The sequence below is a fragment of the Pseudomonas sp. PB120 genome (assembly GCF_009761815.1).
Classification (GTDB): Bacteria; Pseudomonadota; Gammaproteobacteria; order Pseudomonadales; family Pseudomonadaceae; genus Aquipseudomonas.
In genome coordinates, this window is the sequence record NZ_RWIN01000125.1 from 23,464 (window position 1) to 47,969 (window position 24,506).

General features: G+C 60.6%; 28 protein-coding genes and 1 pseudogene. 5 read left to right on the top strand and 24 right to left on the bottom strand.

Features of this window, described 5'->3' with window-relative positions; translation table 11 throughout:
- Window positions 1–22: 22 nt before the first annotated feature.
- Window positions 23–325 (bottom strand): annotated as a pseudogene (locus tag EJA72_RS23035) (type II toxin-antitoxin system HicB family antitoxin); the annotation flags it as partial.
- Window positions 326–534: 209 nt separating this feature from the next.
- On the opposite strand from EJA72_RS23035, the gene EJA72_RS23040 reads away from it, so the two are divergent.
- The 3 genes from EJA72_RS23040 (at window position 535) to EJA72_RS23050 (ending at window position 2,439) form a co-directional block, all read left to right on the top strand.
- Window positions 535–1,254, top strand: coding sequence for an SDR family oxidoreductase (locus EJA72_RS23040; protein WP_157714053.1), 720 nt, complete (start codon window positions 535–537; stop codon window positions 1,252–1,254).
- Between the two features lie 145 nt (window positions 1,255–1,399).
- Window positions 1,400–1,867 carry a helix-turn-helix domain-containing protein gene (locus EJA72_RS23045; protein WP_157714055.1) on the top strand — a complete coding sequence of 156 codons (468 nt, stop codon included), beginning with the start codon at window positions 1,400–1,402 and terminating at the stop codon, window positions 1,865–1,867.
- Entirely contained in the window at window positions 1,864–2,439 is a 576-nt protein-coding gene (locus EJA72_RS23050) for a PIN domain-containing protein (RefSeq protein WP_178129538.1), read from the top strand. Before EJA72_RS23045 ends, EJA72_RS23050 begins: the two co-directional genes overlap by 4 nt.
- Window positions 2,440–2,496: 57 nt before the next feature.
- Here the strand turns inward: EJA72_RS23050 and EJA72_RS23055 are convergent, their stop codons facing one another.
- The 10 genes from EJA72_RS23055 to ccmA all read right to left on the bottom strand — a co-directional run bounded on the left by EJA72_RS23055 (window position 2,497) and on the right by ccmA (window position 9,867).
- The gene (locus EJA72_RS23055; protein ID WP_157714057.1) at window positions 2,497–2,901 is read right to left on the bottom strand and encodes a hypothetical protein; all 405 of its coding nucleotides are present in this window, start codon (window positions 2,899–2,901) and stop codon (window positions 2,497–2,499) included.
- Between the two features lie 14 nt (window positions 2,902–2,915).
- On the bottom strand, window positions 2,916–4,118 hold the full coding sequence (ccmI, locus tag EJA72_RS23060; protein ID WP_157714059.1) for a c-type cytochrome biogenesis protein CcmI: 1,203 nt from the start codon (window positions 4,116–4,118) through the stop codon (window positions 2,916–2,918).
- Complete coding sequence (locus EJA72_RS23065) at window positions 4,111–4,584, bottom strand: cytochrome c-type biogenesis protein (protein ID WP_157714061.1); 474 nt, start codon at window positions 4,582–4,584, stop codon at window positions 4,111–4,113. Before EJA72_RS23065 ends, ccmI begins: the two co-directional genes overlap by 8 nt.
- Window positions 4,581–5,117 carry a DsbE family thiol:disulfide interchange protein gene (locus EJA72_RS23070; RefSeq protein WP_157714063.1) on the bottom strand — a complete coding sequence of 179 codons (537 nt, stop codon included), beginning with the start codon at window positions 5,115–5,117 and terminating at the stop codon, window positions 4,581–4,583. The genes EJA72_RS23065 and EJA72_RS23070 overlap by 4 nt, the downstream gene beginning before the upstream one ends.
- Window positions 5,114–7,102 carry a heme lyase CcmF/NrfE family subunit gene (locus EJA72_RS23075; protein WP_157714065.1) on the bottom strand — a complete coding sequence of 663 codons (1,989 nt, stop codon included), beginning with the start codon at window positions 7,100–7,102 and terminating at the stop codon, window positions 5,114–5,116. Before EJA72_RS23075 ends, EJA72_RS23070 begins: the two co-directional genes overlap by 4 nt.
- A gap of 3 nt (window positions 7,103–7,105) precedes the next feature.
- Window positions 7,106–7,561: a cytochrome c maturation protein CcmE gene (ccmE, locus tag EJA72_RS23080; RefSeq protein WP_008026817.1), complete on the bottom strand. Its 456-nt coding sequence runs from the start codon at window positions 7,559–7,561 to the stop codon at window positions 7,106–7,108.
- The gene (ccmD, locus tag EJA72_RS23085; protein WP_157714067.1) at window positions 7,558–7,734 is read right to left on the bottom strand and encodes a heme exporter protein CcmD; all 177 of its coding nucleotides are present in this window, start codon (window positions 7,732–7,734) and stop codon (window positions 7,558–7,560) included. The genes ccmE and ccmD overlap by 4 nt, the downstream gene beginning before the upstream one ends.
- On the bottom strand, window positions 7,731–8,486 hold the full coding sequence (locus EJA72_RS23090; protein WP_157714069.1) for a heme ABC transporter permease: 756 nt from the start codon (window positions 8,484–8,486) through the stop codon (window positions 7,731–7,733). Before EJA72_RS23090 ends, ccmD begins: the two co-directional genes overlap by 4 nt.
- Before the next feature lie 80 nt (window positions 8,487–8,566).
- Complete coding sequence (ccmB, locus tag EJA72_RS23095) at window positions 8,567–9,235, bottom strand: heme exporter protein CcmB (RefSeq protein ID WP_157714072.1); 669 nt, start codon at window positions 9,233–9,235, stop codon at window positions 8,567–8,569.
- A complete protein-coding gene (gene ccmA / locus EJA72_RS23100) occupies window positions 9,232–9,867 on the bottom strand; it encodes a cytochrome c biogenesis heme-transporting ATPase CcmA (RefSeq protein ID WP_157714074.1) in 636 nt (211 codons plus the stop codon). Before ccmA ends, ccmB begins: the two co-directional genes overlap by 4 nt.
- Before the next feature lie 196 nt (window positions 9,868–10,063).
- Here ccmA and EJA72_RS23105 point away from each other — a divergent pair, with 196 nt between their 5' ends.
- A complete protein-coding gene (locus tag EJA72_RS23105) occupies window positions 10,064–11,638 on the top strand; it encodes a flagellar hook-length control protein FliK (RefSeq protein ID WP_157714076.1) in 1,575 nt (524 codons plus the stop codon).
- Window positions 11,635–11,964 carry an EscU/YscU/HrcU family type III secretion system export apparatus switch protein gene (locus EJA72_RS23110; RefSeq protein ID WP_157714078.1) on the top strand — a complete coding sequence of 110 codons (330 nt, stop codon included), beginning with the start codon at window positions 11,635–11,637 and terminating at the stop codon, window positions 11,962–11,964. The genes EJA72_RS23105 and EJA72_RS23110 overlap by 4 nt, the downstream gene beginning before the upstream one ends.
- 345 nt (window positions 11,965–12,309) lie before the next feature.
- Here EJA72_RS23110 and EJA72_RS23115 read toward each other — a convergent pair whose 3' ends face one another.
- From EJA72_RS23115 to flhF, 13 genes are all read right to left on the bottom strand, one after another.
- The gene (locus EJA72_RS23115; RefSeq protein WP_157714080.1) at window positions 12,310–12,702 is read right to left on the bottom strand and encodes a DUF2802 domain-containing protein; all 393 of its coding nucleotides are present in this window, start codon (window positions 12,700–12,702) and stop codon (window positions 12,310–12,312) included.
- Window positions 12,703–13,188 carry a chemotaxis protein CheW gene (locus EJA72_RS23120; protein ID WP_131061597.1) on the bottom strand — a complete coding sequence of 162 codons (486 nt, stop codon included), beginning with the start codon at window positions 13,186–13,188 and terminating at the stop codon, window positions 12,703–12,705.
- A gap of 74 nt (window positions 13,189–13,262) precedes the next feature.
- On the bottom strand, window positions 13,263–14,159 hold the full coding sequence (locus EJA72_RS23125) for a CheW domain-containing protein (protein WP_157714082.1): 897 nt from the start codon (window positions 14,157–14,159) through the stop codon (window positions 13,263–13,265).
- Between the two features lies 1 nt (window position 14,160).
- Complete coding sequence (locus EJA72_RS23130) at window positions 14,161–14,949, bottom strand: ParA family protein (RefSeq protein ID WP_157714084.1); 789 nt, start codon at window positions 14,947–14,949, stop codon at window positions 14,161–14,163.
- 43 nt (window positions 14,950–14,992) lie between these two features.
- Window positions 14,993–15,883, bottom strand: a complete 891-nt coding sequence (gene motD / locus EJA72_RS23135) for a flagellar motor protein MotD (protein WP_157714086.1) — start codon at window positions 15,881–15,883, stop codon at window positions 14,993–14,995.
- Between the two features lie 15 nt (window positions 15,884–15,898).
- Entirely contained in the window at window positions 15,899–16,639 is a 741-nt protein-coding gene (locus EJA72_RS23140) for a flagellar motor protein (RefSeq protein ID WP_157714088.1), read from the bottom strand.
- Window positions 16,639–17,790, bottom strand: a complete 1,152-nt coding sequence (locus tag EJA72_RS23145) for a chemotaxis response regulator protein-glutamate methylesterase (RefSeq protein ID WP_157714090.1) — start codon at window positions 17,788–17,790, stop codon at window positions 16,639–16,641. The genes EJA72_RS23140 and EJA72_RS23145 overlap by 1 nt, the downstream gene beginning before the upstream one ends.
- A 49-nt stretch (window positions 17,791–17,839) precedes the next feature.
- On the bottom strand, window positions 17,840–20,095 hold the full coding sequence (locus EJA72_RS23150; protein WP_157714092.1) for a chemotaxis protein CheA: 2,256 nt from the start codon (window positions 20,093–20,095) through the stop codon (window positions 17,840–17,842).
- Between the two features lie 47 nt (window positions 20,096–20,142).
- A complete protein-coding gene (locus tag EJA72_RS23155) occupies window positions 20,143–20,931 on the bottom strand; it encodes a protein phosphatase CheZ (RefSeq protein ID WP_157714094.1) in 789 nt (262 codons plus the stop codon).
- Between the two features lie 22 nt (window positions 20,932–20,953).
- Window positions 20,954–21,325 carry a chemotaxis response regulator CheY gene (locus tag EJA72_RS23160; protein ID WP_003183998.1) on the bottom strand — a complete coding sequence of 124 codons (372 nt, stop codon included), beginning with the start codon at window positions 21,323–21,325 and terminating at the stop codon, window positions 20,954–20,956.
- A gap of 167 nt (window positions 21,326–21,492) precedes the next feature.
- On the bottom strand, window positions 21,493–22,233 hold the full coding sequence (fliA, locus tag EJA72_RS23165) for an RNA polymerase sigma factor FliA (protein WP_007894214.1): 741 nt from the start codon (window positions 22,231–22,233) through the stop codon (window positions 21,493–21,495).
- Window positions 22,230–23,060, bottom strand: coding sequence for a flagellar synthesis regulator FleN (gene fleN / locus EJA72_RS23170; RefSeq protein ID WP_008001746.1), 831 nt, complete (start codon window positions 23,058–23,060; stop codon window positions 22,230–22,232). Before fleN ends, fliA begins: the two co-directional genes overlap by 4 nt.
- Window positions 23,061–23,176: 116 nt before the next feature.
- Window positions 23,177–24,505 (bottom strand): flagellar biosynthesis protein FlhF, encoded by a 1,329-nt coding sequence (flhF, locus tag EJA72_RS23175; protein WP_157714096.1) that lies wholly within the window; start codon window positions 24,503–24,505, stop codon window positions 23,177–23,179.
- Between the last annotated feature and the right edge of the window lies 1 nt (window position 24,506).

The following is a 24,506-nucleotide window of genomic DNA, read 5'->3' on the forward strand; positions in this document are numbered from 1 at the left end:
TAGTGGGTCCGGGCGATGTTGCTTAGTGTCGAACCAGCTTCTCCATCGCCGCATCGGCCAGAAAAGAAGAACGACTCTTCACATTGTGTTCTCGCACATACCGGTCAATGCGCTGAATGACATAGCCGGGCAGCGTCACGTTGACCTTCTCGGTTTTGCCCATGTAGGGCGAAATGTCCAGCTCCAGCATCCCCCAGCCCATGTCGGCAAACTCCGCGTTCCCACGGTGTGCAGCGGCAGACGTCGGCATGGGAATGGACTCCCCGTCAGCCGCAATCTCCTGAAGCATGATGTGGGCAATCTCGACCACCGCATTGTAGGCGTCCGCTCTCGACGTTCAGTTGTTTTGCAGAATGTGATGGGATCGACTGCATGTTTCCCAGGAATGATTCTTTTGCGCAATGACAGCCGTCACACCGACATCAACACCGATTACACTCAGCCAACTGAGCCTCAAGCGATGCTGGATGCCATTCGCGGCCGACCCTTTCAAATGCTGTCCGACTCGCGGCATGTTCTTTCAAGGAGCTTGAAATGACCCGACGTACTTTTCTCATCACCGGCGCCAGCAAAGGCATTGGCCGCGCAGTGGCCGAGCATCTGGACCGGGCCGGGCACCGGGTGGTCGGCATTGCCCGGACACCTGACTTGAGCTTTCCGGGCATTTTGTTTCCGCTGGATTTGAGCGACCGGGTGCTGACTCAGGAAGTGCTGGCAGACCTGGCCCGGAGCTATGAGTTTGACGGTCTGGTGAACAACGTCGGCCTGGTGCGCCCGCAAGGGCTGGGTGACATCGATCTGGACACCTTCGACGACGTCATGCGAGTCAACCTGCATTCAGCCCTGCAGGCCACACAGGCACTGCTGCCGAACATGCGCACCAAAGCGTGGGGACGAATCGTCAACATTTCCAGCTTGACCGTGCTCGGCATCACCCAGCGCACGGCTTATGCGGCGGCGAAGGCGGCGCTGATCAGCTTCACGCGATCCTGGGCGCTGGAACTGGCGCAAACCGGTGTGACGGTCAACGCCGTGGCCCCGGGGCCCACCGAAACCGAACTGTTCCGCGCCAACAACCCGCCAGGCAGCGAGGGCGAGGCACGTTATCTGGCCGGCGTGCCGATGGGGCGTCTGGGGCATCCACAGGAAATCGCGGCGGCGATTGCGTTTTTGTTGTCCGAGCAAAGCGGGTTTATCACGGGGCAAACGCTGTTTGTCGATGGCGGTGCTTCGATTGGCAAAGCGGCGTTCTAGCGGAAAGGCTCGACTGCTTGTGGAGTATATGGGGGGGATTTTTATTGAAAGAGGTTTAGAAACCCCTATCAGTTTCGTTTATTGCGATTTTCGAATAATTCGAATAGCCTGCCAGCATCGCTGATTCAGGACGCTGAAAATCACCATGCAAAACCTCATTCACCCACCAACCAAACTGCCCCTCGCACGCGAAATACAGGCTGCTATTGAAGGCCAACGGGCGTTGGCGGCTTATCTGGCGACTCAATTCGAAACTCAACACATTCAGATTTTTGACGAACAAAACGAAGCTCACACCGTTGAACTGCCTACCTCGGCACTCCGGTTGCTGGTCGACATCCTGGCTGAGCTTGCCGCAGGCAACGCCGTCAAAGTGGTCCCGGTCCACGCGGAACTCACCACTCAGGAAGCGGCAGACTTGCTCAATGTCTCACGCCCGCACCTGATCAAACTGCTGGAATCTGGCGACTTGTCCTACCACAAAACCGGCAAGCACCGACGTGTGCGCTTTGCTGATTTGATGGACTATAAATCCCGACGCGATACCGCCAGCGAGCGAGCAATGACGCTTCTCGCCGAGCAGGCACAAGCGTTAAGGACAGGCTACGAGTGAGGCAATCCTCTTTTACCGCTGTATATGACGCATGTGTGCTTTACCCCGCACCGCTGAGAGATTTTCTGATGTGGCTCGCACTCTCCGGACGTTTTAGAGCGAAATGGACTCTGGAGATACACTGCGAATGGAAACGCAATTTGCTCAAAAACCGTCCGGATCTGACCGCAGGACAATTAAACCGCACGTCAGAACTGATGGATCAGGCATTACCCGACGCTTGTGTGTCCGGCTACGAGGCGCTGATTGAAGGACTGACGCTACCCGACGTCGATGACCGACATGTCCTGGCTGCTGCCATTCACTGCAATGCCAGCGTCATCGTGACCTTCAATCAGAAAGACTTCCCCTGCGCCGCACTGAGTCCCTTCGGTATTGAAGCTCAGCACCCGGACGAGTTTGTCGATAATCTTTTCGATCTGGACCCGGCAGCGGTGGTCGCGGCGGCGCAACGGCAACGCAAACAGCTGAAGCTGCCGCCGATGGATGTCGGCAAATACCTTGATCTTCTGTTACGCCAGGGATTGGTTCAGTCAAGCAAGGCATTGACCGAGTACCGCGCGATTCTCTAAAACGTCTTTTCCAAACCCCAGACAGCAAAACGGCGATGCTGGGATCGCCGTTTCCATTTACTGCCCGAATTGCCGTCCCAACCCACCCGGCACGCCATGGATGTCGGTCTCTTCCCAAGGCCCGTTCGGGCTGATCGACCGGCTCCAGCCGTTGTTCCAACGGTAGTACGTGCGCTGGCGGTAGAAGGTGTTGGGCTGATCATCAAGCACGTAAACGCCCATTTTGGCATCCCAATGGCTGTTGCCACCCGGCGGCGGGGCGAAGCTGGCGGAGGTGCGTGGCATCGGCTTGGCGGGTTTGGCCGGAATGCTCGGCTTGCCCGGTGTTGGCGTCGGAGACGGAGTAGGACGTGGCTGCGACGGCGGGATCGGTGGCAGTGACGTCGGTTCCGGCCGCTGGACCGCACAGGCGCTTAACCCCAGAACCAGGCTGAGCAGGGTGATACGAGCGATGGCGGTCATAGCGGGAGTTCCTGTTATTTGTCGGGACTGTCGATGGTCAGTTGTTGCGGCGCGGTGGTGCTGCTGGCCAAGGGCTGGCCGCGACCGATCCATTCACCGGCAGTCGGTTGGCCGGCACGGGAGACGCGCGCAACCAGTTGGACTTCAGGGAAGTTCGACAGTTTCAATTGCGGCATCATCGCGTCGGCATCGCCCAGTTCGACGGTTGCCGGCAGGTCGGCCACGGTCAGGCGCTTGGCGGCCAGCGGTGCTGGCGGGCCGGAGGTGGCGCGGGCAAAGATGAAGACGCTGTCACCTGGCTGGACTTTGTCCTTCAGGCCGGGCGCCAGGTCGACGGTAACTTTAAGCCGCGCTGCCGCTTTGGCCGCCGGAGCCTCGGCCACCTTGCCACCGCTGGCTTGCAGTTTCTCGGTGGCTCGGGTGATTCCGCCTTGCAAGGCTTCTCGCGAGTTGTCGTCCGGAGGCAGTTGCGCCAGCAGGCGATTCCAGTAGTTGATTGCGTCCTGGTAACGCTGGCCTTCGAAGGCCGCGATGCCGAGCAGGCCAAGGCTGGTGACTTCCTTTGGATCAGCCTTCAGCGCTTCGTCGGTCAGCGCCTGCACTTTGTCCGACCACCTTTTACCGTCGGCGAAGTATTGAGCCTGCGCCCACTGACCCAGCAACTCCGGCTGGCGACCGGCCAGGTTCACGGTGCGCTCGAAGATTTTCGCCGCATCGTCAGGACGATCCTGTGCCATGTACGTGCGCCCCAGGAAATACAGGCCTTCGGCCGAGTCCGGTTGCGCCGCGACAGCCCGTTCCAGACGACGGGTCATCTCTTCCATTGACTGCGGCGCCTGGGCGAATTCACGGGTCAGTTCAACCTTGTCGCTGGCGCCGAAATGCAGGTAAAGACCAAGGCCCAACACCGGCACCAGTAGCGCGGCCAGCAGTGGCAACGGCTTGCCCAAGCGGGACACCCGCAGTGCCTCGACACCTTCGGTGTCGGCGAGCAATTCACGCGCCGCTTCAGCGCGACCGGTGTCCATTTGCGCCGCGTCGAGAACGCCCTCCTCCTGCTGAGTCTGTAACTCAGCCACGCGTTCCTGATACAGCGCGACGTTCAGGGCCGTACGATCCTCTTCGAGTTGAGCACGGCGGCCACGCAAAACGGGGATCAGCAGAAAACTCAGGGCAACCAGAAGCAGCAGACCTGCAGCGAGCCAGAAATCAATCATTCTTGGTTTTTTCCAACAGGTGGTCGAGGCGCTCGCGCTCATCAAGGGAGAGATCGTCCCGGGTGTCAGCGCGTTGCACGCGACGACGGCGGACGATCACGGCAATGACCACAAAGCCGCCCAGCAACAGGCCGGCAGGGCCGAACCAGAGCAGTGCGGTTTTAGCGTTCAGCGCAGGTTTGTAGCGGACGAAATCACCGTAGCGGTCGACCATGAAGTCAATGATCTGCTGATTGTCCTTGCCCTCGCCCAACATGCGGAAAATCTCTTTGCGCAGGTCGGCGGCAATCGGCGCATTGGAATCGGCGATGTCCTGATTCTGGCACTTGGGGCAACGCAGCTCTTTGGTCAGCTCGCGAAAACGCTCGCGATCGCTTTCTTTGGCAAACTCGTAGGTGTCGATGGCCGCGTGCGCCACGCCAGCCATGCTCAAGCCCAATACTGCGGCGGCGATCCAGCGTTTCATGGCTTGGCCTCGTCGACCAGCGCCTGATACTTGGCCGCCAGTTTTTCACGCCAGACCTGCTCGTCGATCACGCCGACGAACTTGTCGCGAATGATGCCCTTGGCGTCGACAAAAAACGTTTCCGGAGCACCGTACACGCCAAGGTTCAGGCCCAGCGAGCCTTCATCGTCACGGATATTCAGCTGGTACGGATTATGAAATTCCACCAGCCACTTCAAGGCGTCCGCATTGGTGTCCTTGTAGTTGATGCCGTAAATCACCACGCCTTTCTCGGCCAGTTTGTTCAGCACCGGGTGTTCGACCCGGCACGAGATGCACCAGGTGCCCCAGACGTTCACCAGTGCCGGCTTGCCGAGAATGTCGGCCTTGGTCAGGGTCTTGCCGTCCTGCACCGCAGGCAGGGAGAACTCCGGGAACGGCTTGTTGATCATGGCCGATGGCAGCTCGGCCGGGTCCAGATACAGCCCGCGATAAAGGAAAACAGCCACCACCAGAAATATCGCCAGTGGCAACAGCATCAACCAACGTCTCATGCAGTGGCTCCCGTCATGCCCAGCGCTTCGCGCACGCGGCTTTTTACCTTGACCCGATAACGGCGATCCAACGCCGCCAACAACCCGCCCAGGCCGGTGAGCAGTCCGCCGAACCAGATCCAGCGCACAAACGGCTTGACGTGGACGCGCACGGCCCAGGCGCCATCACCCAGCGGTTCGCCGAGGGCGACGTAGAGGTCGCGGGTGAAACCGGCGTCGATCCCGGCTTCGGTCATCACCGAGTTCTGCACGGTGTAGAGACGTTTTTCCGGGTGCAGCACGCTGACTTCCTTGCCATCGCGGATCACCCGCACGGTGCCCTTGTCGGACGTGAAGTTCGGGCCCTCGAAGTGCTTGGCGCCTTCGAACACGAAGTGGTAACCGGCCAGGTCCATGGACTCGCCCGGTGCCAGGCGCAAATCACGCTCGGCACTGTTCTGGCTCGACAACACGACACCCAGCGCGCACACGGCGATGCCGAGGTGAGCGACCTGCATGCCCCAATAACTGCGGGTCAGGGTCGGCAGGCCTTTGATCAGGCCTTTGTGACGCGTCTTGTCGAAGATGTCGCGCACACCGGCGAGTAATACCCAGGCTGCGAGCATGAACGTCGCGATCACCGCCCAGTTGAAATCGCCGTAGGCGACGCCGGCCACCACCGCCAACGCAGCGCTGCCGAGAAACACCGGCGTCAGCATGCTCATGAGCCATTTGACCGGGGTGTCTTTCCAGCGCACCAGCATCCCGACAGCCATCACCACCATCAGCAACGCCATCAACGGAATGAACAGCGCGTTGAAGTACGGCGGGCCGACCGACAGCTTGGCGCCGGTCATCGCATCCAGAATCAGCGGGTACAGCGTACCGAGCAGGATCATCGACGCCGCGACCACCAGCACCAGGTTATTGCCCAGCAGCAGGGTTTCCCGGGACCAGAGGTTGAAGCCGACATGGCTCTTGACCACCGGCGCGCGCAGGGCGAACAGCGTCAGCGAACCGCCGACCACGAACAGCAGGAATATCAGGATGAACACTCCGCGCTCAGGGTCCGACGCAAAGGCATGCACCGAAGTCAGCACGCCGGAACGCACCAGGAAGGTCCCGAGCAAACTCAGCGAGAACGCCGCGATGGCCAGCAACACGGTCCAGCTCTTGAACACGCCACGTTTTTCCGTGACGGCCAGGGAGTGAATCAGCGCCGTGCCCACCAGCCATGGCATGAACGAGGCGTTTTCCACCGGGTCCCAGAACCACCAGCCACCCCAGCCGAGTTCGTAATACGCCCACCATGAGCCCAACGTGATGCCAATGCCGAGGAAAGCCCAGGCGACGATGGTCCACGGACGCGACCAGCGCGCCCACGCTGCATCAAGACGACCACCGAGCAACGCGGCGATGGCGAACGCGAATGCCACGGAGAAACCGACATAACCCATGTAGAGCATCGGAGGGTGAACGATCAGGCCGATGTCTTGCAGCAACGGATTGAGGTCGCGACCGTCGGCAGGAATCTGCGGCAGGATCCGGGAGAACGGGTTGGAGGTGAGGATCAGGAACAGCAGGAAACCGGTGCTGATCATGCCCATCACTGCCAGCACCCGCGCCAGCATCACTTGCGGCAACTGGCGGGAGAACACCGACACCGCGAAGGTCCAGCCCCCAAGGATCAAGGCCCAGAGCAGCAATGACCCTTCGTGCGCGCCCCACACGGCGCTGAATTTGTAATACCACGGCAAGGCGCTGTTGGAGTTGCTGGCTACGTAGGCGACCGAGAAGTCATCAGTCATGAACGCGTATGTCAGGCAACCGAAGGCGAACACCAGAAACGCGAACTGCCCCCAGGCGGCGGGCTGGGCGAGGCTCATCCACAAGCGGTCACCGCGCCATGCACCCAGCAACGGCACCACGGCCTGAACCAGCGCGAAACACAGCGCGAGGATCATGGCCAGGTGGCCCAACTCAGGAATAAAAATGCCGGAAGTCATCGATCAACCCTCCTTCGCGGGTGTTGGGGCGGATTGACCACTGTCTTTCAACGCCTTGGTCACTTCCGGTGGCATGTACTTTTCGTCGTGCTTGGCCAGCACTTCATCGGCCACGACCACGCCATCGGCGTTGAGCTTGCCCAGTGCGACGATGCCCTGCCCTTCGCGGAACAGGTCCGGGAGGATGCCGCGGTAGCTGATGGTCACGGATTTGTTGAAGTCGGTGACGATGAATTTCACGTCCAGGGAATCGCCGGAACGTTGCAGCGAACCTTTCTCGACCATGCCGCCCGCCCGAATACGCGTGTCTTGCGGGGCTTCGCCGTTGGCGATCTGGGTCGGGGTGTAAAACAGGTTGATGTTCTGCTGCAGGGCACTCAAGGCCAGGCCGACGGCAGCGCCGACACCGACCAGGATCGCGAGAATGATGATAAGACGCTTTTTACGCAGCGGATTCACTTGCCGTTCTCCCGGCGCAGACGACGCGCCTCTTGTTGCAGATACCGCTTGCGGGCCAGGATTGGCGCCGCCACGTTAAGGCCCAGCACCGCCAGGCAGATGCCATAGGCTGACCAGACATACAGGGCATGATGACCCATGGCGAGGAAGTCGCCGAATGAAGCAAAACTCATCGAGCGGCCTCCAGGCTGTTCTGCACTTCGGCCTTGACCCAACTGGCGCGAGCTTCGCGCTTGAGCACTTCAAGGCGCATGCGCAGCAGCAGCACCGCGCCAAAGAAACAGTAGAAACCCAGCGCCGTCAGCAGCAATGGCAACCACATCTCGGCCGGCATCGCCGGTTTTTCGGTCAGGGTAAACGTCGCGCCCTGGTGCAGGGTGTTCCACCACTCCACCGAGTACTTGATGATCGGGATGTTGATCACACCGACAATCGCCAGCACCGCGCAGGCCTTGGCGGCGCTGTCGCGATTGCTGATGGCGTTGCCCAGCGCGATGAGACCGAAATACAGGAACAGCAGAATCAGCATGGACGTCAGTCGTGCATCCCAGACCCACCACGAGCCCCACGTCGGTTTGCCCCAGATTGCGCCGGTGACCAGCGCCACGGCGGTCATCCAGGCACCAATCGGCGCCGCGCACTGCAGGGCAACGTCCGCCAGTTTCATCTTCCACACCAGCCCGACGATGCCGCACACCGCCAGCATCACGTAGATGGACTGCGCAAGCATGGCGGCCGGAACGTGGATATAGATGATGCGAAAGCTGTTGCCTTGCTGGTAGTCCGGCGGCGCGAAGGCGAGGCCCCACACGACACCGACGCCAATCAGCAGCAACGCAGCGATGCTCAGCCATGGCAGCAGTTTGCCGCTGATGCCGTAGAACCACTTGGGTGAGCCGAGCTTATGAAACCAGGTCCAGTTCATTACTGTTTCCATCACGGTTGCCGTTCGTGTTCACGAAGCAGCCAAAGGGTCTTTACTGATCAAATATTGATCAGACCTCATTATTCGCCGACGCTGATCTTCAGGCCAGCAGCTATTGCAAAGGGTGTCAGGGTTATCGCCAGGGCGGTCAGGCTACCAAGCCACAAGAGATAACCGGTCGCCGGCATGCCCTGCAAGGCTGCCTGCAAGGCGCCACTGCCAAGAATCAACACCGGGATGTACAGCGGCAGAATCAGCAGCGCCAACAACAGGCCGCCACGTTTCAATCCCACCGTCAGGGCCGCGCCCACCGCACCGAGCAGGCTCAGCACCGGTGTACCCAGCAATAAAGAAAGCAGCAACACCGGCAGACAAGCGGTTGGTAAACCGAGCATCAACGCCAGCAGTGGAGCGAGCAAAACCAGTGCCAGCCCGGAAAACGACCAGTGTGCCAGCACCTTGGCCAAAACCAGAAGAGGCAGGGGGTGCGGCGAAAGGACCCACTGTTCGAGGGATCCATCTTCGAAATCACTGCGGAAAAGCCCGTCCAGCGAGAGCAGAACCGATAAAAGGGCCGCGACCCAGACCAGTCCCGGAGACAAGGTTTGCAACAATTGAGTCTCGGGACCCACCGCCAGCGGGAACAGCGACACCACAATCGCGAAGAACACCAGCGGATTGGCCAACTCCGCCGGACGGCGAAACAGCAAACGGGCCTCACGGGCGACCAACAGGCCGAAAACACTCATACTGCCCAGTTCCCCAGATCAATGTCGCGATAGCCGGTCGGCATTCGGGTCAGCGTGTGGTGCGTGGTCAACACCACCATGCCACCGCGTTCGCAGTGCGCGGCCAGGTGTTCTTCGAGTTGCGCCACGCCTTGCTTGTCCAGCGCCGTGAAGGGCTCATCGAGAATCCACAGCGGCGGGCTGTCGAGGTACAAGCGCGCCAGTGCCACACGGCGTTGCTGCCCAGCGGACAGGGTGTGACAGGGAACATCTTCGAACCCGCGCAGTCCGACGGCAGCCAGCGCTTGCCCAATGGCGTCGTGGGAGGCCGGTTGATGCAGAGCGCAGAGCCAGCTGAGGTTCTCTTCCGGGGTCAGCAGATCCTTGATGCCGGCGGCATGACCGATCCACAGCAGGTTGCGCGCCAGCTCACTGCGTTGCTCGTTCAGCGGCTGGCCGTTGAGCAACACGTGACCGGCGGTCGGCTGCATCAGACCGCTCAGCAGGCGCAACAGGCTGGTCTTGCCACTGCCGTTGGGGCCGCTGATCTGTAGCATTTCGCCACTGGCCAGTCTCAATTCGAGATTTTCGAAGAGCAGCCGGAGGTCTCGCTCACAAGCGAGGGCAACGGTTTGCAGGACAGGACTGGTCAAGAGATCACGGGCCTTTACGGTTCAAGTCGGCGGCGTAGCGGCCGCTAAAGAGATGCAGCATAGATGCATTGGCGGCCTGTTCTAGAGAGCTGCGTCAAACAATTGCAATGTTTTCGCCACTCCCCGAAAGACGGGCGGCATTATACATGCCATGCCCTACTCTAAAGAGTGCATTTTCCTCAGGTTGTGACCGCGTATGACAGGCGAAATGAACATCCTCCCGCTACCGCAAACCACGCCCGCGACCACGCGGCCGCTGATGGTGAGTGGCGACCTGCTGAAGCTGCTGGCGCCGATGGAGGGCTTGATCACGGCCGGCCAGACCGCGAAAGCCGAAGTGCTGTCGCTCAAGCAGGCGGATCAGACGTTTCAATTATTGCTGAAGGTGACAACCGACAGCGGCCGCCAGACCACGGTCCAGGCCACCAGCACGCAGCCGTTGCCACAAGGCACCAGCCTGGCGATCACCCAGCCGTCGGCGAGCAACCTGGCGATCACTGTGCAACAGGCCATCGCGTCCAGCGTCGCCACCCTCACCCGCATCGACACCGCGCAACTGCCGGTCGGCACCCTGTTGCAAGGCAAAGTACTGACTTCGCAGGTAATGCCGCAGGTGCCGGGCCAGCCGACGGTGTTTCGGTCGATGGTGAGCCTGCTCAACACCGCGTTGAGCGGCAGCACGTTGAGCATCGACAGCCCGACGCCCCTGCGCATCGGCACGTTGTTGAGCGCCTTGGTGCAGGACACGCAGACCCTGAAGTTCGTGCCCTTGAGTAGCCGTCAAGAACAACTGGCCGTGACCCAGCAACTGGTCAGCCAGCAAAGCCGCCAAGGCTCGCTGGATGGCTTGATCAAACTCCTGCAAAACCTGCCGCAGTCCGATCAGACGTCCAGTGACCTGCGCGTTGCGGTAGAGAAGCTGCTCGCCGGTCTGCCGGACGTTCAACAGCTCAGCTCGCCGAAAGGCCTCGCCCAGGCGCTGGCCAATAGCGGCCTGTTCCTCGAGGCCAAACTGTTGACCGGGCAGAATCCGACGCTGGCGCCAGACATGAAGGGCGACCTGCTCAAGCTGATCGCCCAACTGACGCCGGGATTGCCGGCCAATACCAATCTGAATGCGATCATCGCCGCCAACACGCTGGCCCAGGCGATGCCGAGCTTCGTGCGCAGCGCCCTCGGCATGCTCGGCCAGGTCAGCGCGAAACCGCTACCCACCAGTTTTCCGATCCCCGAACGCCTGTTGCAAAGCATGGACGGCGAAGGCGACCTGGAGCACTTGTTGCGGCTGGCCGCTGCAGCGGTGTCGCGCCTGCAAAGCCATCAGCTGTCGAGCCTCGAACAGACCGGCGTGACCGACGACGGTCGCCTGCTCAGCACCTGGCAGCTGGAAATCCCGATGCGCAACCTGCAAGACATCGTGCCGTTGCAGGTCAAGTTGCAGCGCGAAGAAGCCCCCGAGAAAGAGCAACCCCACGAACGCCGCGACGAACGTGAACCCAAACAGCCATTGTGGCGCGTCGACCTGGCGTTCGACATGGAGCCGTTGGGCCCGCTGCAAGTCCAGGCGCAGTTGATCAGGGGCAGCCTGTCCAGTCAGCTCTGGGCCGAACGGCCGTACACCGCCAGCCTGATCGAGAGCAATCTGGCCGGACTGCGCGAACGCTTACTGGCGTCAGGCCTTAACGTCGGCGATCTTGATTGCCACCTCGGAACACCGCCGCAAGGCCCGCAAACCCGCCTCGAACAACGCTGGGTCGACGAAACCGCATGAGTACCCCTAACGCCCCCCGCCAGGCCATCGCCCTCAAATACGACGGCACCCACGCCCCGACCCTCACGGCAAAAGGCGACGAAGAACTGGCCGAAGCCATTCTGAAGATCGCCCGCGATTGTGAGGTGCCGATCTACGAAAACCCCGAGCTGGTGAAACTGCTCGCGCGGATGGAATTAGGGGACAGTATTCCGGAAGAGTTGTATCGCACGATTGCCGAGATCATCGCGTTTGCGTGGAATCTGAAGGGCAAATTTCCGGCGGGGCATGATCCGCAGGCAGTGATGGTCGAGAAGGACATCACTGCGCGTGGCGACGACTACTGAGGTATCAACAACACCCTGTAGGAGCGAGCTTGCTCGCGATGGAGGCATGAACGCCGCGTTTCTTCAGAATGCACGCGTCGCCATTGAGTCCATCGCGAGCAAGCTCGCTCCTACAGGGTTCGGCGGCGCTCACGTATTATGTGTTCGGACTGCATCACCTGTAGGAGCGAGGCTTGCCCGCGAAGGCGGCACCATGTTCAACATCAACGGTGACTGACACAGCGCCATCGCGAGCAGACTCACTCCCACATTGGAACTGGCGGCGGTCACACATTTTGTGTCCACCACCAAGCAAATGTGGGAGCGAGCCTGTTCGCGAAAGCGGTATCAGCCGAATCGAAAAAATCAGTTCTTGTGCAACTTGCTCATCAATTCCGCCTCGGCCTGGGTCAACCCGCAGGACTGGGTCAATTCATCGACGCTTGCGCCCATGCCGACCAGTTTTGCCGCTTGGGCAAACGACAGGCTCGACGGGTCACGCTGCTCCAGTTGAGCCAGTTTGTCCGGCAACGGGCCGACTACCGCGCGCAGTTCGTGCAGGTCTTCACCCATGCGCACGTTGCCGCTCTGGTAGTTGTCGACGCGTTTGGCCAGGTCCTTGATGCGCTGATCGCGCAGCGCATCGCCCTCGGCCTGTTGCGCCGCGATCAGCCGTTGGCCGCGTATGTACGCCAGAAACATCGCCAGCGTGCCTGCCCAGAACAGGAACAGGACAATGACCGCTACCTCAAGAATCAATCAGATGTTCTCCAGGTCCGACCATTCTTCTTCGCTCATCATCTTGTCCAGTTCGACGAGGATCAGCAGTTCGTTGTTCTTGTTGCACACGCCTTGAATGAACTTGGCGGATTCTTCGTTACCGACGTTCGGCGCGGTTTCGATTTCCGACTGACGCAGGTAAACCACTTCGGCCACGCTGTCGACCATGATCCCGACCACTTGCTTGTCGGCTTCGATGATGACGATACGGGTGTTGTCGCTGATCTCGGCATTCATCAGGCCGAAGCGCTGACGGGTGTCGATTACGGTGACCACGTTACCGCGCAGGTTGATGATGCCCAGCACGTAGCTCGGAGCACCCGGGACCGGGGCGATTTCGGTGTAGCGCAGGACTTCCTGAACGCGCATCACGTTGATGCCGTAGGTTTCATTGTCCAGTTTGAAGGTTACCCATTGCAGGATCGGATCTTCGGAACCCTTTGCAGACGACGCCTTATCATTCATACCCTGACCCCTCAAAAAACCGCCCTAGCGGTGTGTGTTCTGTGGCGGCATTCAACAATGCCGTCGCGTGCTTGTTATGTCAGCTTTTGCGGCGGCTTGCTGCCGCCCATGTGCTTTGCCCCACCGCTGGCGATCAACTCGGCCAATGCGGAAACATCGAGCAACGCACACATGTGTTCAATCACCGTGCCCGCCAGCCATGGCCGTTGACCACGGTGGCTGCGCCATTTGATTTCGTTCGGGTCCAGGCGTAACGATCGGCTGACCTGATGCACCGCCAGCCCCCACTCGTAGCCCTGAACCGAAATAACGTATTGCAGGCCCTGACGGAAATCATCGCGATAACGATCGGGCATGACCCAGCGCGCGGTATCCAGCACCTTCAGGTTGCCGGCTTGGCTCGGCAGGATGCCGAGGAACCATTCCGGCTGACCGAACAGCGGTGTCAGCTCATGCCCGGCCAGTGAATAAATCGATCCCAGGCACACCAGCGGCACGGCAAGGGTCAACCCGGCGACATCGAACAACAGGCATTCGAACGGCTCGGCTGCCCAGGACGGGCGACCGTCGGTTTCCACCGGCGGTGGCGTGTTGCTCGGCGGCAGATGGACTTCAACCACCGGCGGCACCAAGGCTTGCAGCATCGGCGCGATGGTCGATACGGGCGCGAGGATCGGCGTCGGCGCTTCGATCAACGCAAGCGGGGCTTTCTCGACTGGAGTGACCACCGGCGCGGCAACCGGTGCAGCCACCACCGCAGGTTTCTGCGCATCGCGGGCCTGTTCTTCCAGCACCGCAGCCTGGAACTCGTCCAGCGCGGCTTCAACCTCGACCGCTTCGACCACCTCGACGACTTCGTTAAGCGCCTGGACTTCCAGCGGTAATTCTTCGGTCGCGTCCTGCAGCAGGCTGTCGAGATAAGACTGGAGCGCCAGTTGCGGACGGGAGGTGATTTTTACCGGCCGATTCATCTCAGGCCACCTGCGGAACGAGCTGCTGGGCAAGCAGATGCTTGAGCAGTGCGCGGTAAGCGAGGACTCCACGGCTCTTGCCGTCGAATTGCGAAGGCGTGACCCCTGCCCGGCTGGCGTCACGCAACCGCGTGTCGACCGGGATGTAGCCCTGCCAGATTTCTTCCGGGTACTTGTCACGCAGCACGCGCAGCGTCCCGAGGGATGCCTGTGTGCGACGGTCGAACAGGGTCGGCACGATGCTGAAAGGCAAAGCCTGCTTGCGCGAGCGGTTGATCATCTCGAGCGTGTTGACCATGCGCTCCAGGCCTTTGACGGCCAGGTGCTCGGTCTGCACCGGGATCACTAACTGCTGGCTCGCCGCCAAGGCATTGACCATCAGCACGCCGAGCAACGGCGGGCTGTCGATCACGGCGTAATCGAAGTCCTGCCACAGTTGCGCCAGGCTCTTGGCAATCACCAGGCCCAGGCCACTCTGGCCCGGCGACTGGCGCTCGAGGGTTGCCAGCGCGGTACTCGATGGCAACAAGGAAATACTGTCGTGACTGGTGGGCAACAACAACTGACCGGGCAAGCCTTGCGGCACGCTGCCCTTGTGCAGAAACAGGTCGTAGCTGCTGTGTTCCAGGCTATCGGGGTCGTAACCGAAGTAACTGGTCATGGAGCCGTGGGGGTCGAGATCGACCACAACCACGCGCTTGCCCGCCTCGGCCAGTAAACCGGCTAAAGCGATAGAGGAAGTGGTTTTACCGACACCACCCTTTTGATTGGCGACTGCCCAGACTCTCATTCGGATTGTTCCTCCCGGCCGACAAGGTCGGCCGAGAAATAGCTCAGCGTGTTAATGCGGGTGACGGAGAATTGACGGCGCTCTCTCGTCCCGGCGACTTGACCGGGGTCGGTGCAGTTTGTGTGCCAGCACGCTTCAATGCGGCGTCCGGTTTTGCATTCGCGGTACCGGTGCCGGTCAGGCTGCGGCGGACATCGAGATTTCGCGACACCACCAACACCACCCGACGGTTGCGCGCCCGGCCTTCGGCAGTGGCGTTGTTGGCCACCGGCTGGAACTCGCCGTAACCCACCGACGCCAGGCGACTCGGGTTCACGCCCTGCATCGCCATCATGCGCACGATACTGGCCGAACGGGCCGACGACAGCTCCCAGTTGGTCGGGTACTGCGAGGTGCGGATCGGTTGATCGTCGGTGAACCCTTCGACGTGAATCGGGTTGTCGAACGGTTTCAGGATCGTGGCGACCTTGTCGATGATGTTGAACGCCATGTCGCTGGGCATGGCATCGCCGCTGCCGAACAACAGGCTGGAATTGAGCTCGATTTCCACCCACAGCTCGTTGCCGCGCACGGTCATCTGGTTGGAGCTGATCAGGTCGCCGAACGCGGCGCTGATGTCATCGGCGATGCTTTTCAGGGGATCGCTGGCACCGGCGACGCCGGCATCGACCTGCTCGCTGTCCTTGACCAACGGTTTGGCCGGGGTAACCGTCTTCGGTCGCTCTTCGCCAATCGGAATCGGCTTGAGGGAGCGATCAGCGTCGGTAAAGACGCCGATCAGCGCCTGGGAAATGACCTTGTACTTGCCTTCGTTGATCGAAGAAATCGAGTACATAACCACAAAGAACGCGAACAGCAACGTGATGAAGTCGGCGTAGGAAACGAGCCAGCGTTCATGGTTGACGTGTTCTTCAGGTTGCCGGCGACGAGCCATAATCCATTACCCCCATCAATCCATGAAGCCCTGAAGCTTCAACTCAATAGAGCGAGGGTTTTCACCTTCGGCGATCGACAGGATGCCTTCCAGCAACATTTCGCGATAACGCGACTGACGCAATGCAACGGATTTGAGTTTGGAGGCAATCGGCAGCAGCACCAGGTTGGCACTGGCCACGCCGTAGATGGTCGCGACGAAGGCCACGGCGATGCCGCTGCCCAGTTGCGACGGATCGCCCAGATTGCCCATGACATGGATCAGGCCCATCACGGCACCGATGATGCCGATGGTCGGCGCGTAGCCGCCCATGCTTTCGAACACCTTGGCGGCTTCGATGTCGCGGCTTTCCTGGGTGTAGAAATCGACTTCCAGAATGCTGCGAATCGCTTCCGGCTCGGCGCCGTCCACCAACAGTTGCAGACCCTTGCGCGAGTAACTGTCGGGTTCGGTGTCGGCCACCCCTTCCAGACCGAGCAGACCTTCCTTGCGTGCGGTCAGGCTCCAGTTCACAACGCGATCGATACCGCCGGCCAGGTCCACGCGAGGCGGAAACAGGATCCAGCCGAGTATCTGCATGGCACGCTTGAAGGCGCTTACCGGCGATTGCAGCAACGCTGCGCCGATGGTCCCGCCGAGTACGATCAACGCCGCCGGGCCGTTGGCCAGGGCGCCGAGGTGACCGCCCTCCAGGTAGTTGCCGCCAATGATGGCGACGAACGCCATGATGATGCCAATCAGGCTTAGAACATCCATCAGATACACGCCTCGACCAAATGCTTGCCAATGTCATCGAGGCTGTACACCGCGTCGGCGAGCTCGGCTTTGACGATGGCCATCGGCATGCCGTAGATCACGCAACTGGCTTCGTCCTGAGCCCAGATCGAACTGCCGCCCTGTTTGAGCAGACGCGCGCCTTCGCGACCGTCAGCGCCCATCCCTGTCAGCACGACCGCCAGAACTTTGTCGCCGTAGGACTTGGCCGCGGAACCGAAGGTAATGTCCACGCAGGGTTTGTAATTCAGACGCTCGTCGCCCGGCAGGATTTTCACCGCGCCACGGCCGTCGATCATCATTTGCTTGCCACCCGGTGCCAACAACGCCAGGCCCGGACGCAGGATGTCGCCATCCTCGGCTTCCTTGACGTGGATGCGGCAGAGTTTGTCCAGGCGCTCGGCGAACGCTTTGGTGAACGCGGCCGGCATGTGCTGGACCAAGACGATCGGCGCAGGGAAGCTGGCCGGCAACTGGGTCAGCACCCGTTGCAGCGCAACCGGGCCACCGGTGGAGGTGCCGATGGCAACCAGTTTGTAGTTCTTGCGTTTTGGCGCAGGCGACGACGGACCCGAGGAGGCCGGTGCGTGGGTACGCGTTGGGGCCGGAATCGGTGTCGGTGCTGGACGTGCCGGCGCACTGTTGCCGTAACTGCCGATGCTCGAAGGCGCCGGTGTCGGTGTCGGGGCTGGCGCGGCGACGTGTGCCGGAGCGCTGTAGGCGCTGGCACGACGGTTGCTGCGCGAGATGCTCAGAATCTTCTCGCACAGCAATTGCTTGACCTTCTCGGGATTGCGCGAGATGTCTTCGAAGTTCTTCGGCAGGAAGTCCACGGCCCCCGCATCCAGCGCGTCCAGGGTGACCCGGGCGCCTTCGTGCGTCAGCGAGGAAAACATCAAGACCGGCGTCGGGCAGCGCTGCATGATGTGCCGCACCGCCGTGATGCCGTCCATCATTGGCATCTCGTAGTCCATGGTGATCACGTCAGGCTTGAGGGCCAGGGCCTGATCGATCGCCTCTTTTCCGTTGGTCGCCGTGCCGACGACCTGGATGTTCGGATCCGCTGAAAGAATTTCCGAGACGCGGCGGCGGAAAAACCCCGAATCGTCCACCACCAGGACTTTGACTGCCATAAACACTCCGTTAGACGGAGCGAGGCTCAGTCGCCCCGCCCCACCAGAATCAAATACGCCGTGCGGCGTAACGCTTGAGCATGCTCGGAACATCGAGAATCAGCGCAATGCGGCCGTCACCGGTGATGGTGGCGCCCGACATGCCCGGGGTTCCCTGGAGCATTTTGCCCAATGGCTTGATGACCACTTCTTCCTGGCCAACCAGTTGATCGACGACGAAGCCGATCCGCTGGGTGCCCACCGAAAGGATCACCACATGGCCTTCGCGCTGCTCTTCGTGAGCGGCGGAGCTGACCAGCCAGCGCTTGAGGTAGAACAGTGGCAGTGCCTTGTCCCGCACGATCACCACTTCCTGGCCGTCCACCACGTTGGTGCGCGACAGGTCGAGGTGGAAAATCTCGTTGACGTTCACCAGCGGGAACGCGAACGCCTGGTTGCCGAGCATGACCATCAGCGTCGGCATGATCGCCAGGGTCAACGGGACCTTGATGACGATTTTCGAGCCCTGGCCCTTGGCCGAGAAGATATTGATCGAACCGTTGAGCTGGGAAATCTTGGTTTTCACCACGTCCATGCCCACGCCACGACCCGACACGTCGGAGATCTCGGTTTTGGTCGAGAAACCCGGCGCGAAAATCAGGTTGTAGCACTCGGTATCGCTCAAACGATCGGCCGCGTCCTTGTCCATCACACCGCGTTTGACGGCGATGGAACGCAGCACATTCGGGTCCATGCCTTTGCCGTCATCGGAGATCGACAGCAGGATATGGTCGCCTTCCTGTTCGGCCGCGAGGATCACCTTGCCGCCGCGGGACTTGCCCGACGCTTCGCGTTCTTCCGGCGACTCGATGCCGTGGTCGACCGCGTTGCGCACCAAGTGGACCAGCGGGTCGGCCAGGGCCTCGACGAGGTTCTTGTCGAGGTCGGTTTCTTCGCCGACGAGTTCCAGGTTGATCTCTTTCTTGAGCTGGCGAGCCAGGTCGCGAACCAGGCGCGGGAAGCGCCCGAAGACCTTCTTGATCGGTTGCATCCGGGTCTTCATGACCGCGGTTTGCAGGTCGGCCGTGACCACGTCGAGGTTGGACACAGCCTTGGACATGGCTTCGTCGGCGCTGTTGGCACCGAGGCGGACCAGGCGGTTACGCACCAGCACCAGTTCGCCAACCATGTTCATGATTTCGTCGAGACGCGCGGTGTCGACCCGCACGGTGGTCTCGGCTTCGCTGGCCGGTTTTTCAGGCGGCGGTGCGGACGGCGCACGGGCCGGAGCCGGTGCAGCAGCGGCAGCCGGTTTCGGTGCTTCAGCCTTGGGCTCGGGTGACTTGGCAACCGGCTTGGGAGCAACAGCCTTGGCAACAGGCGCAGCCACCGAAGACGCCGCCGAAGCGGAACCGACTTCAGTGAACTTGCCTTTGCCGTGCAACTCGTCGAGCAACGATTCGAACTCGTGATCCGAGATCAGATCGCTGCCTGCCGCCGCGGCAGCCGGCGCAGCCGGGGTTGGCACAGAGGCAATGGCCGATTCCAGCGCATCGACAGCAAAGTTACCCTTGCCGTGCAGCTGGTCGAGCAGTGCTTCAAACTCGTCGTCGGTAATGTCGGAACTGTCACCCGCCGCTTTCGGCGCGGCCGGTGCTGCGGGTGCAGCAGGCGCGGCCACCGCGTCGACGGCGAACTGGCCTTTGCCGTGCAACTGATCGAGCAGTGACTCGAACTCGGCATCGGTAATTTCGTCGCTGCCGGCGGCATCGCCGGCAGGCAGCGGAGCAGCTACCGCAGGAGCCTCGGCCTGGGCCTTGACGGCATTCAGCGAGTCCAGCAGTTGTTCAAATTCGTTATCGGTGATGTCGCCCGATTCGCTTTCAGCGACAGGCTCTTCGACGACTTCGGCAAACACGGCCGATTCATCGGCGGTTTGCGGCTCGGCCAGACGCGCCAGCGCCGCAAGCAACTCCGGCGTCGCCGCCGTGATCGGGCTGCGTTCGCGGACTTCGGTAAACATGCTGTTCACCGCGTCCAGCGCTTCGAGAACCACGTCCATCAGTTCCGAGTCGACGCGTCGCTCACCCTTGCGCAGGATGTCGAACACGTTCTCGGCGATGTGACAGCACTCCACCAGCTCGTTGAGCTGGAGGAAGCCGGCGCCCCCTTTTACAGTGTGAAAACCGCGAAAAATTGCATTGAGCAAGTCCGCATCATCCGGTCGGCTTTCAAGCTCGACCAGCTGTTCGGACAGTTGCTCCAGAATCTCGCCGGCCTCAACCAGAAAATCCTGAAGGATCTCTTCATCGGCGCCGAAGCTCATGTATGGGGTGCTCCTAACAGGTCTAAAAACCTAAAAAACCTAAAATCCTAAAACCCTAGGCTGGATAGCAAATCGTCCACATCGTCCTGACCGGACACAACGTCTTCTCTTTTATCGGCATGAATCTGCGGACCTTCACCCTGAGAGAGATGTTTTTGCGGATCTTTTTCTGCAAGGATCGACGCACGGTCATGTTCGATGCCCGCAAAGCGGTCCACCTGACTGGCCATGAGCACGAGCTTGAGCAGGTTGCTTTCAACTTCGGTGACCAGCTGGGTCACACGCTTGATCACCTGACCTGTGAGGTCCTGGTAATCCTGGGCCAGCAGAATGTCGTTGAGGTTGCTCGACACTACGCGGCTGTCTTCACTGCTGCGTGTCAGGAAACCGTCGACTCGACGGGCCAGCTCACGAAACTCTTCAGCACCGACTTCGCGACGCATGAACCGACCCCAGTCCGTGCTCAAGGCCTGGGCTTCGTCGCTCAGGCGGTTGACCAGCGGCGTGGCGTTTTCCACCAGGTCCATGGTGCGATTGGCCGCAGCCTCGGTCAGCTTGACCACATACCCCAGACGCTCGGTGGCGTCGGTGATCTGTGACACTTCCTCGGCTTGCGGCATGTTCGGGTCGATCTGGAAATTGACGATCGCACTGTGCAGCTCACGGGTGAGCTTGCCCACTTCCTGATACAGGCCACGGTCACGGGTCTGATTGAGCTCATGGATCAGTTGCACAGCGTCGCCGAACTTGCCTTTTTCAAGGCTTTCGACCAATTCGACCGCATGTTTTTTCAGGGTCGATTCAAAATCGCCCAATGAAGATTCTTTATGCTCCATAGCTCCCCCGTGGCGCAGTCCATCAACCGATGCGTTCGAAAATCTTCTCGATTTTTTCTTTCAACGCCTGGGCCGTGAAGGGTTTGACCACATAGCCGTTTACGCCGGCCTGGGCTGCTTCGATGATCTGCTCGCGCTTGGCTTCAGCGGTCACCATCAGCACTGGCAGGTGCTTGAGCTTTTCATCGGCGCGCACGTGGCGCAGCAGATCGATACCGGTCATGCCAGGCATGTTCCAGTCCGTTACCAGAAAGTCGATGCTCCCGCTGTTGAGAACCGGAATGGCGGTAGTGCCATCGTCGGCCTCGACCGTGTTGGTGAACCCAAGGTCACGCAACAGGTTTTTTATGATCCGCCGCATCGTTGAGAAGTCATCAACGATGAGGATTTTCATGTTCTTGTCCAATTCGACCTCCAAGCAGTCTTAAACGCGCCCAGCACCTGGACGCGCCATTTCAATCAATCCGGCAAAGCACTCGATGACTGTCTGGAGCACAGCAGATCGAGACCGGTGCAGTTCAACACCACACCAGCCACGTTCGCAGTGTCCCCACACTGCCTTCAGCGCGCTCGCCACTCCCCCAAACGCCCCCGCAAACGGGCCGCGCACTGGCTGTGTAACTGGCTGACCCGAGATTCGCTGACCCCCAGGACCTCGCCGATTTCCTTGAGATTCAGCTCTTCGTCGTAGTACAGCGCCAACACCAGTCGCTCACGCTCCGGCAAATTGGCAATCGCGTCCGCCAGCGCCGCCTGGAAGCGTTCATCTTCCAGATCGCGTGACGGCTCGAGATGAGCACTCGCGCCATCCTCGTGCAGCCCTTCGTGCTCGCCGTCCTGCAACAGATCGTCGAAACTGAATAACCGGCTACCCAAGGTGTCGTTCAAAATCCCGTAATAATCGTCGAGACTCAATTGGAGTTCGGCCGCAACCTCGTGATCTTTAGCGTCACGACCGGTTTTAGCTTCAATCGAGCGAATTGCGTCGCTGACCATCCGGGTATTGCGGTGGACCGAACGTGGCGCCCAGTCCCCCTTGCGGACTTCATCGAGCATGGCGCCGCGGATCCGGATGCCCGCGTACGTCTCGAAACTCGCACCTTTGCTGGCGTCGTATTTGGTCGACACTTCCAGCAGACCGATCATCCCGGCCTGGATCAGGTCTTCGACCTGGACGCTGGCCGGCAGACGGGCCAGCAGGTGGTAGGCAATGCGTTTAACCAGTGGCGCGTAACGCTCGATCAACTCGTACTGCGCGTCACGTGCCGACTTCTTGTAGAGGTTGTAACCGCTGGCTGTCATAGAACAGGTCCTGCCGTTTGTTGCACGAGGCGCTCGACGAAAAATTCAAGGTGCCCACGCGGGTTGGCAGGCAGCGGCCAGGTGTCGACCTTCTGGGCAATCGCCTTGAAGGCCAGCGAACACTTGGAACGCGGGAAGGCTTCGTACACGGCACGTTGCTTCTGCACGGCCTTGCGCACGCTTTCGTCGTACGGCACCGCACCGACGTATTGCAATGCGACGTCGAGGAAACGGTCCGTGACCTTGGTCAACTTGGCGAACAGGTTGCGACCTTCCTGCGGGCTCTGGGCCATGTTGGCCAGGACGCGGAAGCGGTTCATGCCGTAATCGCGGTTCAGCAGTTTGATCAGGGCGTAGGCGTCCGTGATCGAGGTCGGCTCGTCGCACACCACCAGCAGGACTTCCTGCGCGGCGCGGACAAAACTGACTACCGAGTCACCTATACCCGCAGCGGTGTCGATCACCAATACGTCGAGATTGTCGCCGATGTCGCTGAACGCCTGGATCAGGCCGGCGTGTTGCGCCGGGCTCAGATGAACCATGCTCTGGGTGCCGGACGCGGCCGGGACGATGCGGATGCCGCCAGGGCCCTGCAACAACACGTCGCGCAGCTCGCAGCGGCCTTCGATCACGTCGGCCAGTGTGCGTTTGGGTGTCAGTCCCAGCAGGACGTCGACGTTTGCCAAACCCAGGTCGGCGTCCAACAGCATGACGCGACGGCCGAGCTCAGCCAGGGCCAATGACAAATTCACTGACACGTTAGTCTTGCCGACGCCACCTTTGCCGCCGGTCACCGCGATCACCTGTACGGGATGCATGCTGCCCATGTTATTTCTTTACCTTGTCTTGCATAGACGGAGGCCACATTACTGGCTGCGCGTTCGCAAACGGAACAATGCATGGCAGACCATCGATGTAGGTACAAAAACTGTTCATTAATACCTCAGCCAACCTGCTTGGTCGGGCTGTGGTAAATATCAGCGAACATGTCAGCCATGGCTTCTTCGCTGGGTTCTTCCTGCATTTGCACGCTCACGGCGCGACTGACCAACTGATGACGGCGCGGCAGATGCAAATCATCCGGAATCCGCGGGCCATCGGTCAGGTACGCCACCGGCAATTCATGACTGATGGCCAGGCTCAACACCTCGCCCAAGCTTGCCGTTTCATCCAGTTTAGTCAGGATGCAGCCAGCGAGCCCGCAGCGCTTGTAACTGTGATAAGCGGCAGTTAGAACCTGTTTCTGGCTGGTGGTTGCCAGAACCAGATAATTTTTTGACCGGATGCCACGCCCGGCCAGGCTCTCGAGCTGCATGCGCAGCGCCGGATCGCTGGCTTGCAGGCCGGCGGTATCGATCAGCACCACGCGTTTGCGCAGCAATGGATCCAGCGCCTGAACCAGCGATTGGCCCGGGTCGACGTGGGTCACCGACACATTGAGAATCCGCCCAAGCGTCTTGAGTTGCTCCTGGGCACCAATACGGTAGCTGTCCATGCTCACCAGCGCGATGTTCTGCGCACCGTATTTCAGCACGTAACGGGCCGCGAGCTTGGCCAGGGTGGTGGTCTTGCCCATACCGGCAGGGCCGACCATTGCAATCACACCGCCCTCTTCCAGCGGCTCGACTTCCGGGGTGGCGATCATCCGCGCCAGATGCGCCAGCAACATGCGCCAGGCCTGACGGGGTTCTTCGATATCGGTAATCAGCGCCAGCAAATCGCGCGACAACGGACCGGACAGGCCAATGCGCTGCAGGCGTCGCCAGAGATTGGCCTGGGCCGGACGGCTACCTTGCAGCTGATTCCAGGCCAGGGAGCCCAGTTGAACTTCCATCAGTTCACGCAGGCTGTTGAGTTCGAAGCGCATCGAGTCGAACGCACGCGGGTCAACACCGGTCGAGGCGGGCGCAGGGGCCGGCGCAGGACGACGAGGTTCGGCGTAGGTCGGCTCGATCAGCGGCTCGGCGGCGGTCAGTGGCAGGCCGGCGAACAACTGGCGATTGGTGCTCTTGTCGCTCTCGCCATCGCCACGCAGGCTCAACTCGGCCTGGGCGGTGACGATCCGCGACTGGGTCTTGCGCAGCTCGTCCTCGAGTTCCATGTTCGGAACACGCGGGGCCAGCGCAGACAATTTGTAATCGAGGGCAGCCGTCAGCTCGACACCGCCGGCGATACGGCGATTGCCAATGATGGCGGCATCAGCGCCCAGCTCATCACGAACCAGTTTCATGGCCTGACGCATATCGGCGGCGAAAAAACGCTTAACTTGCATA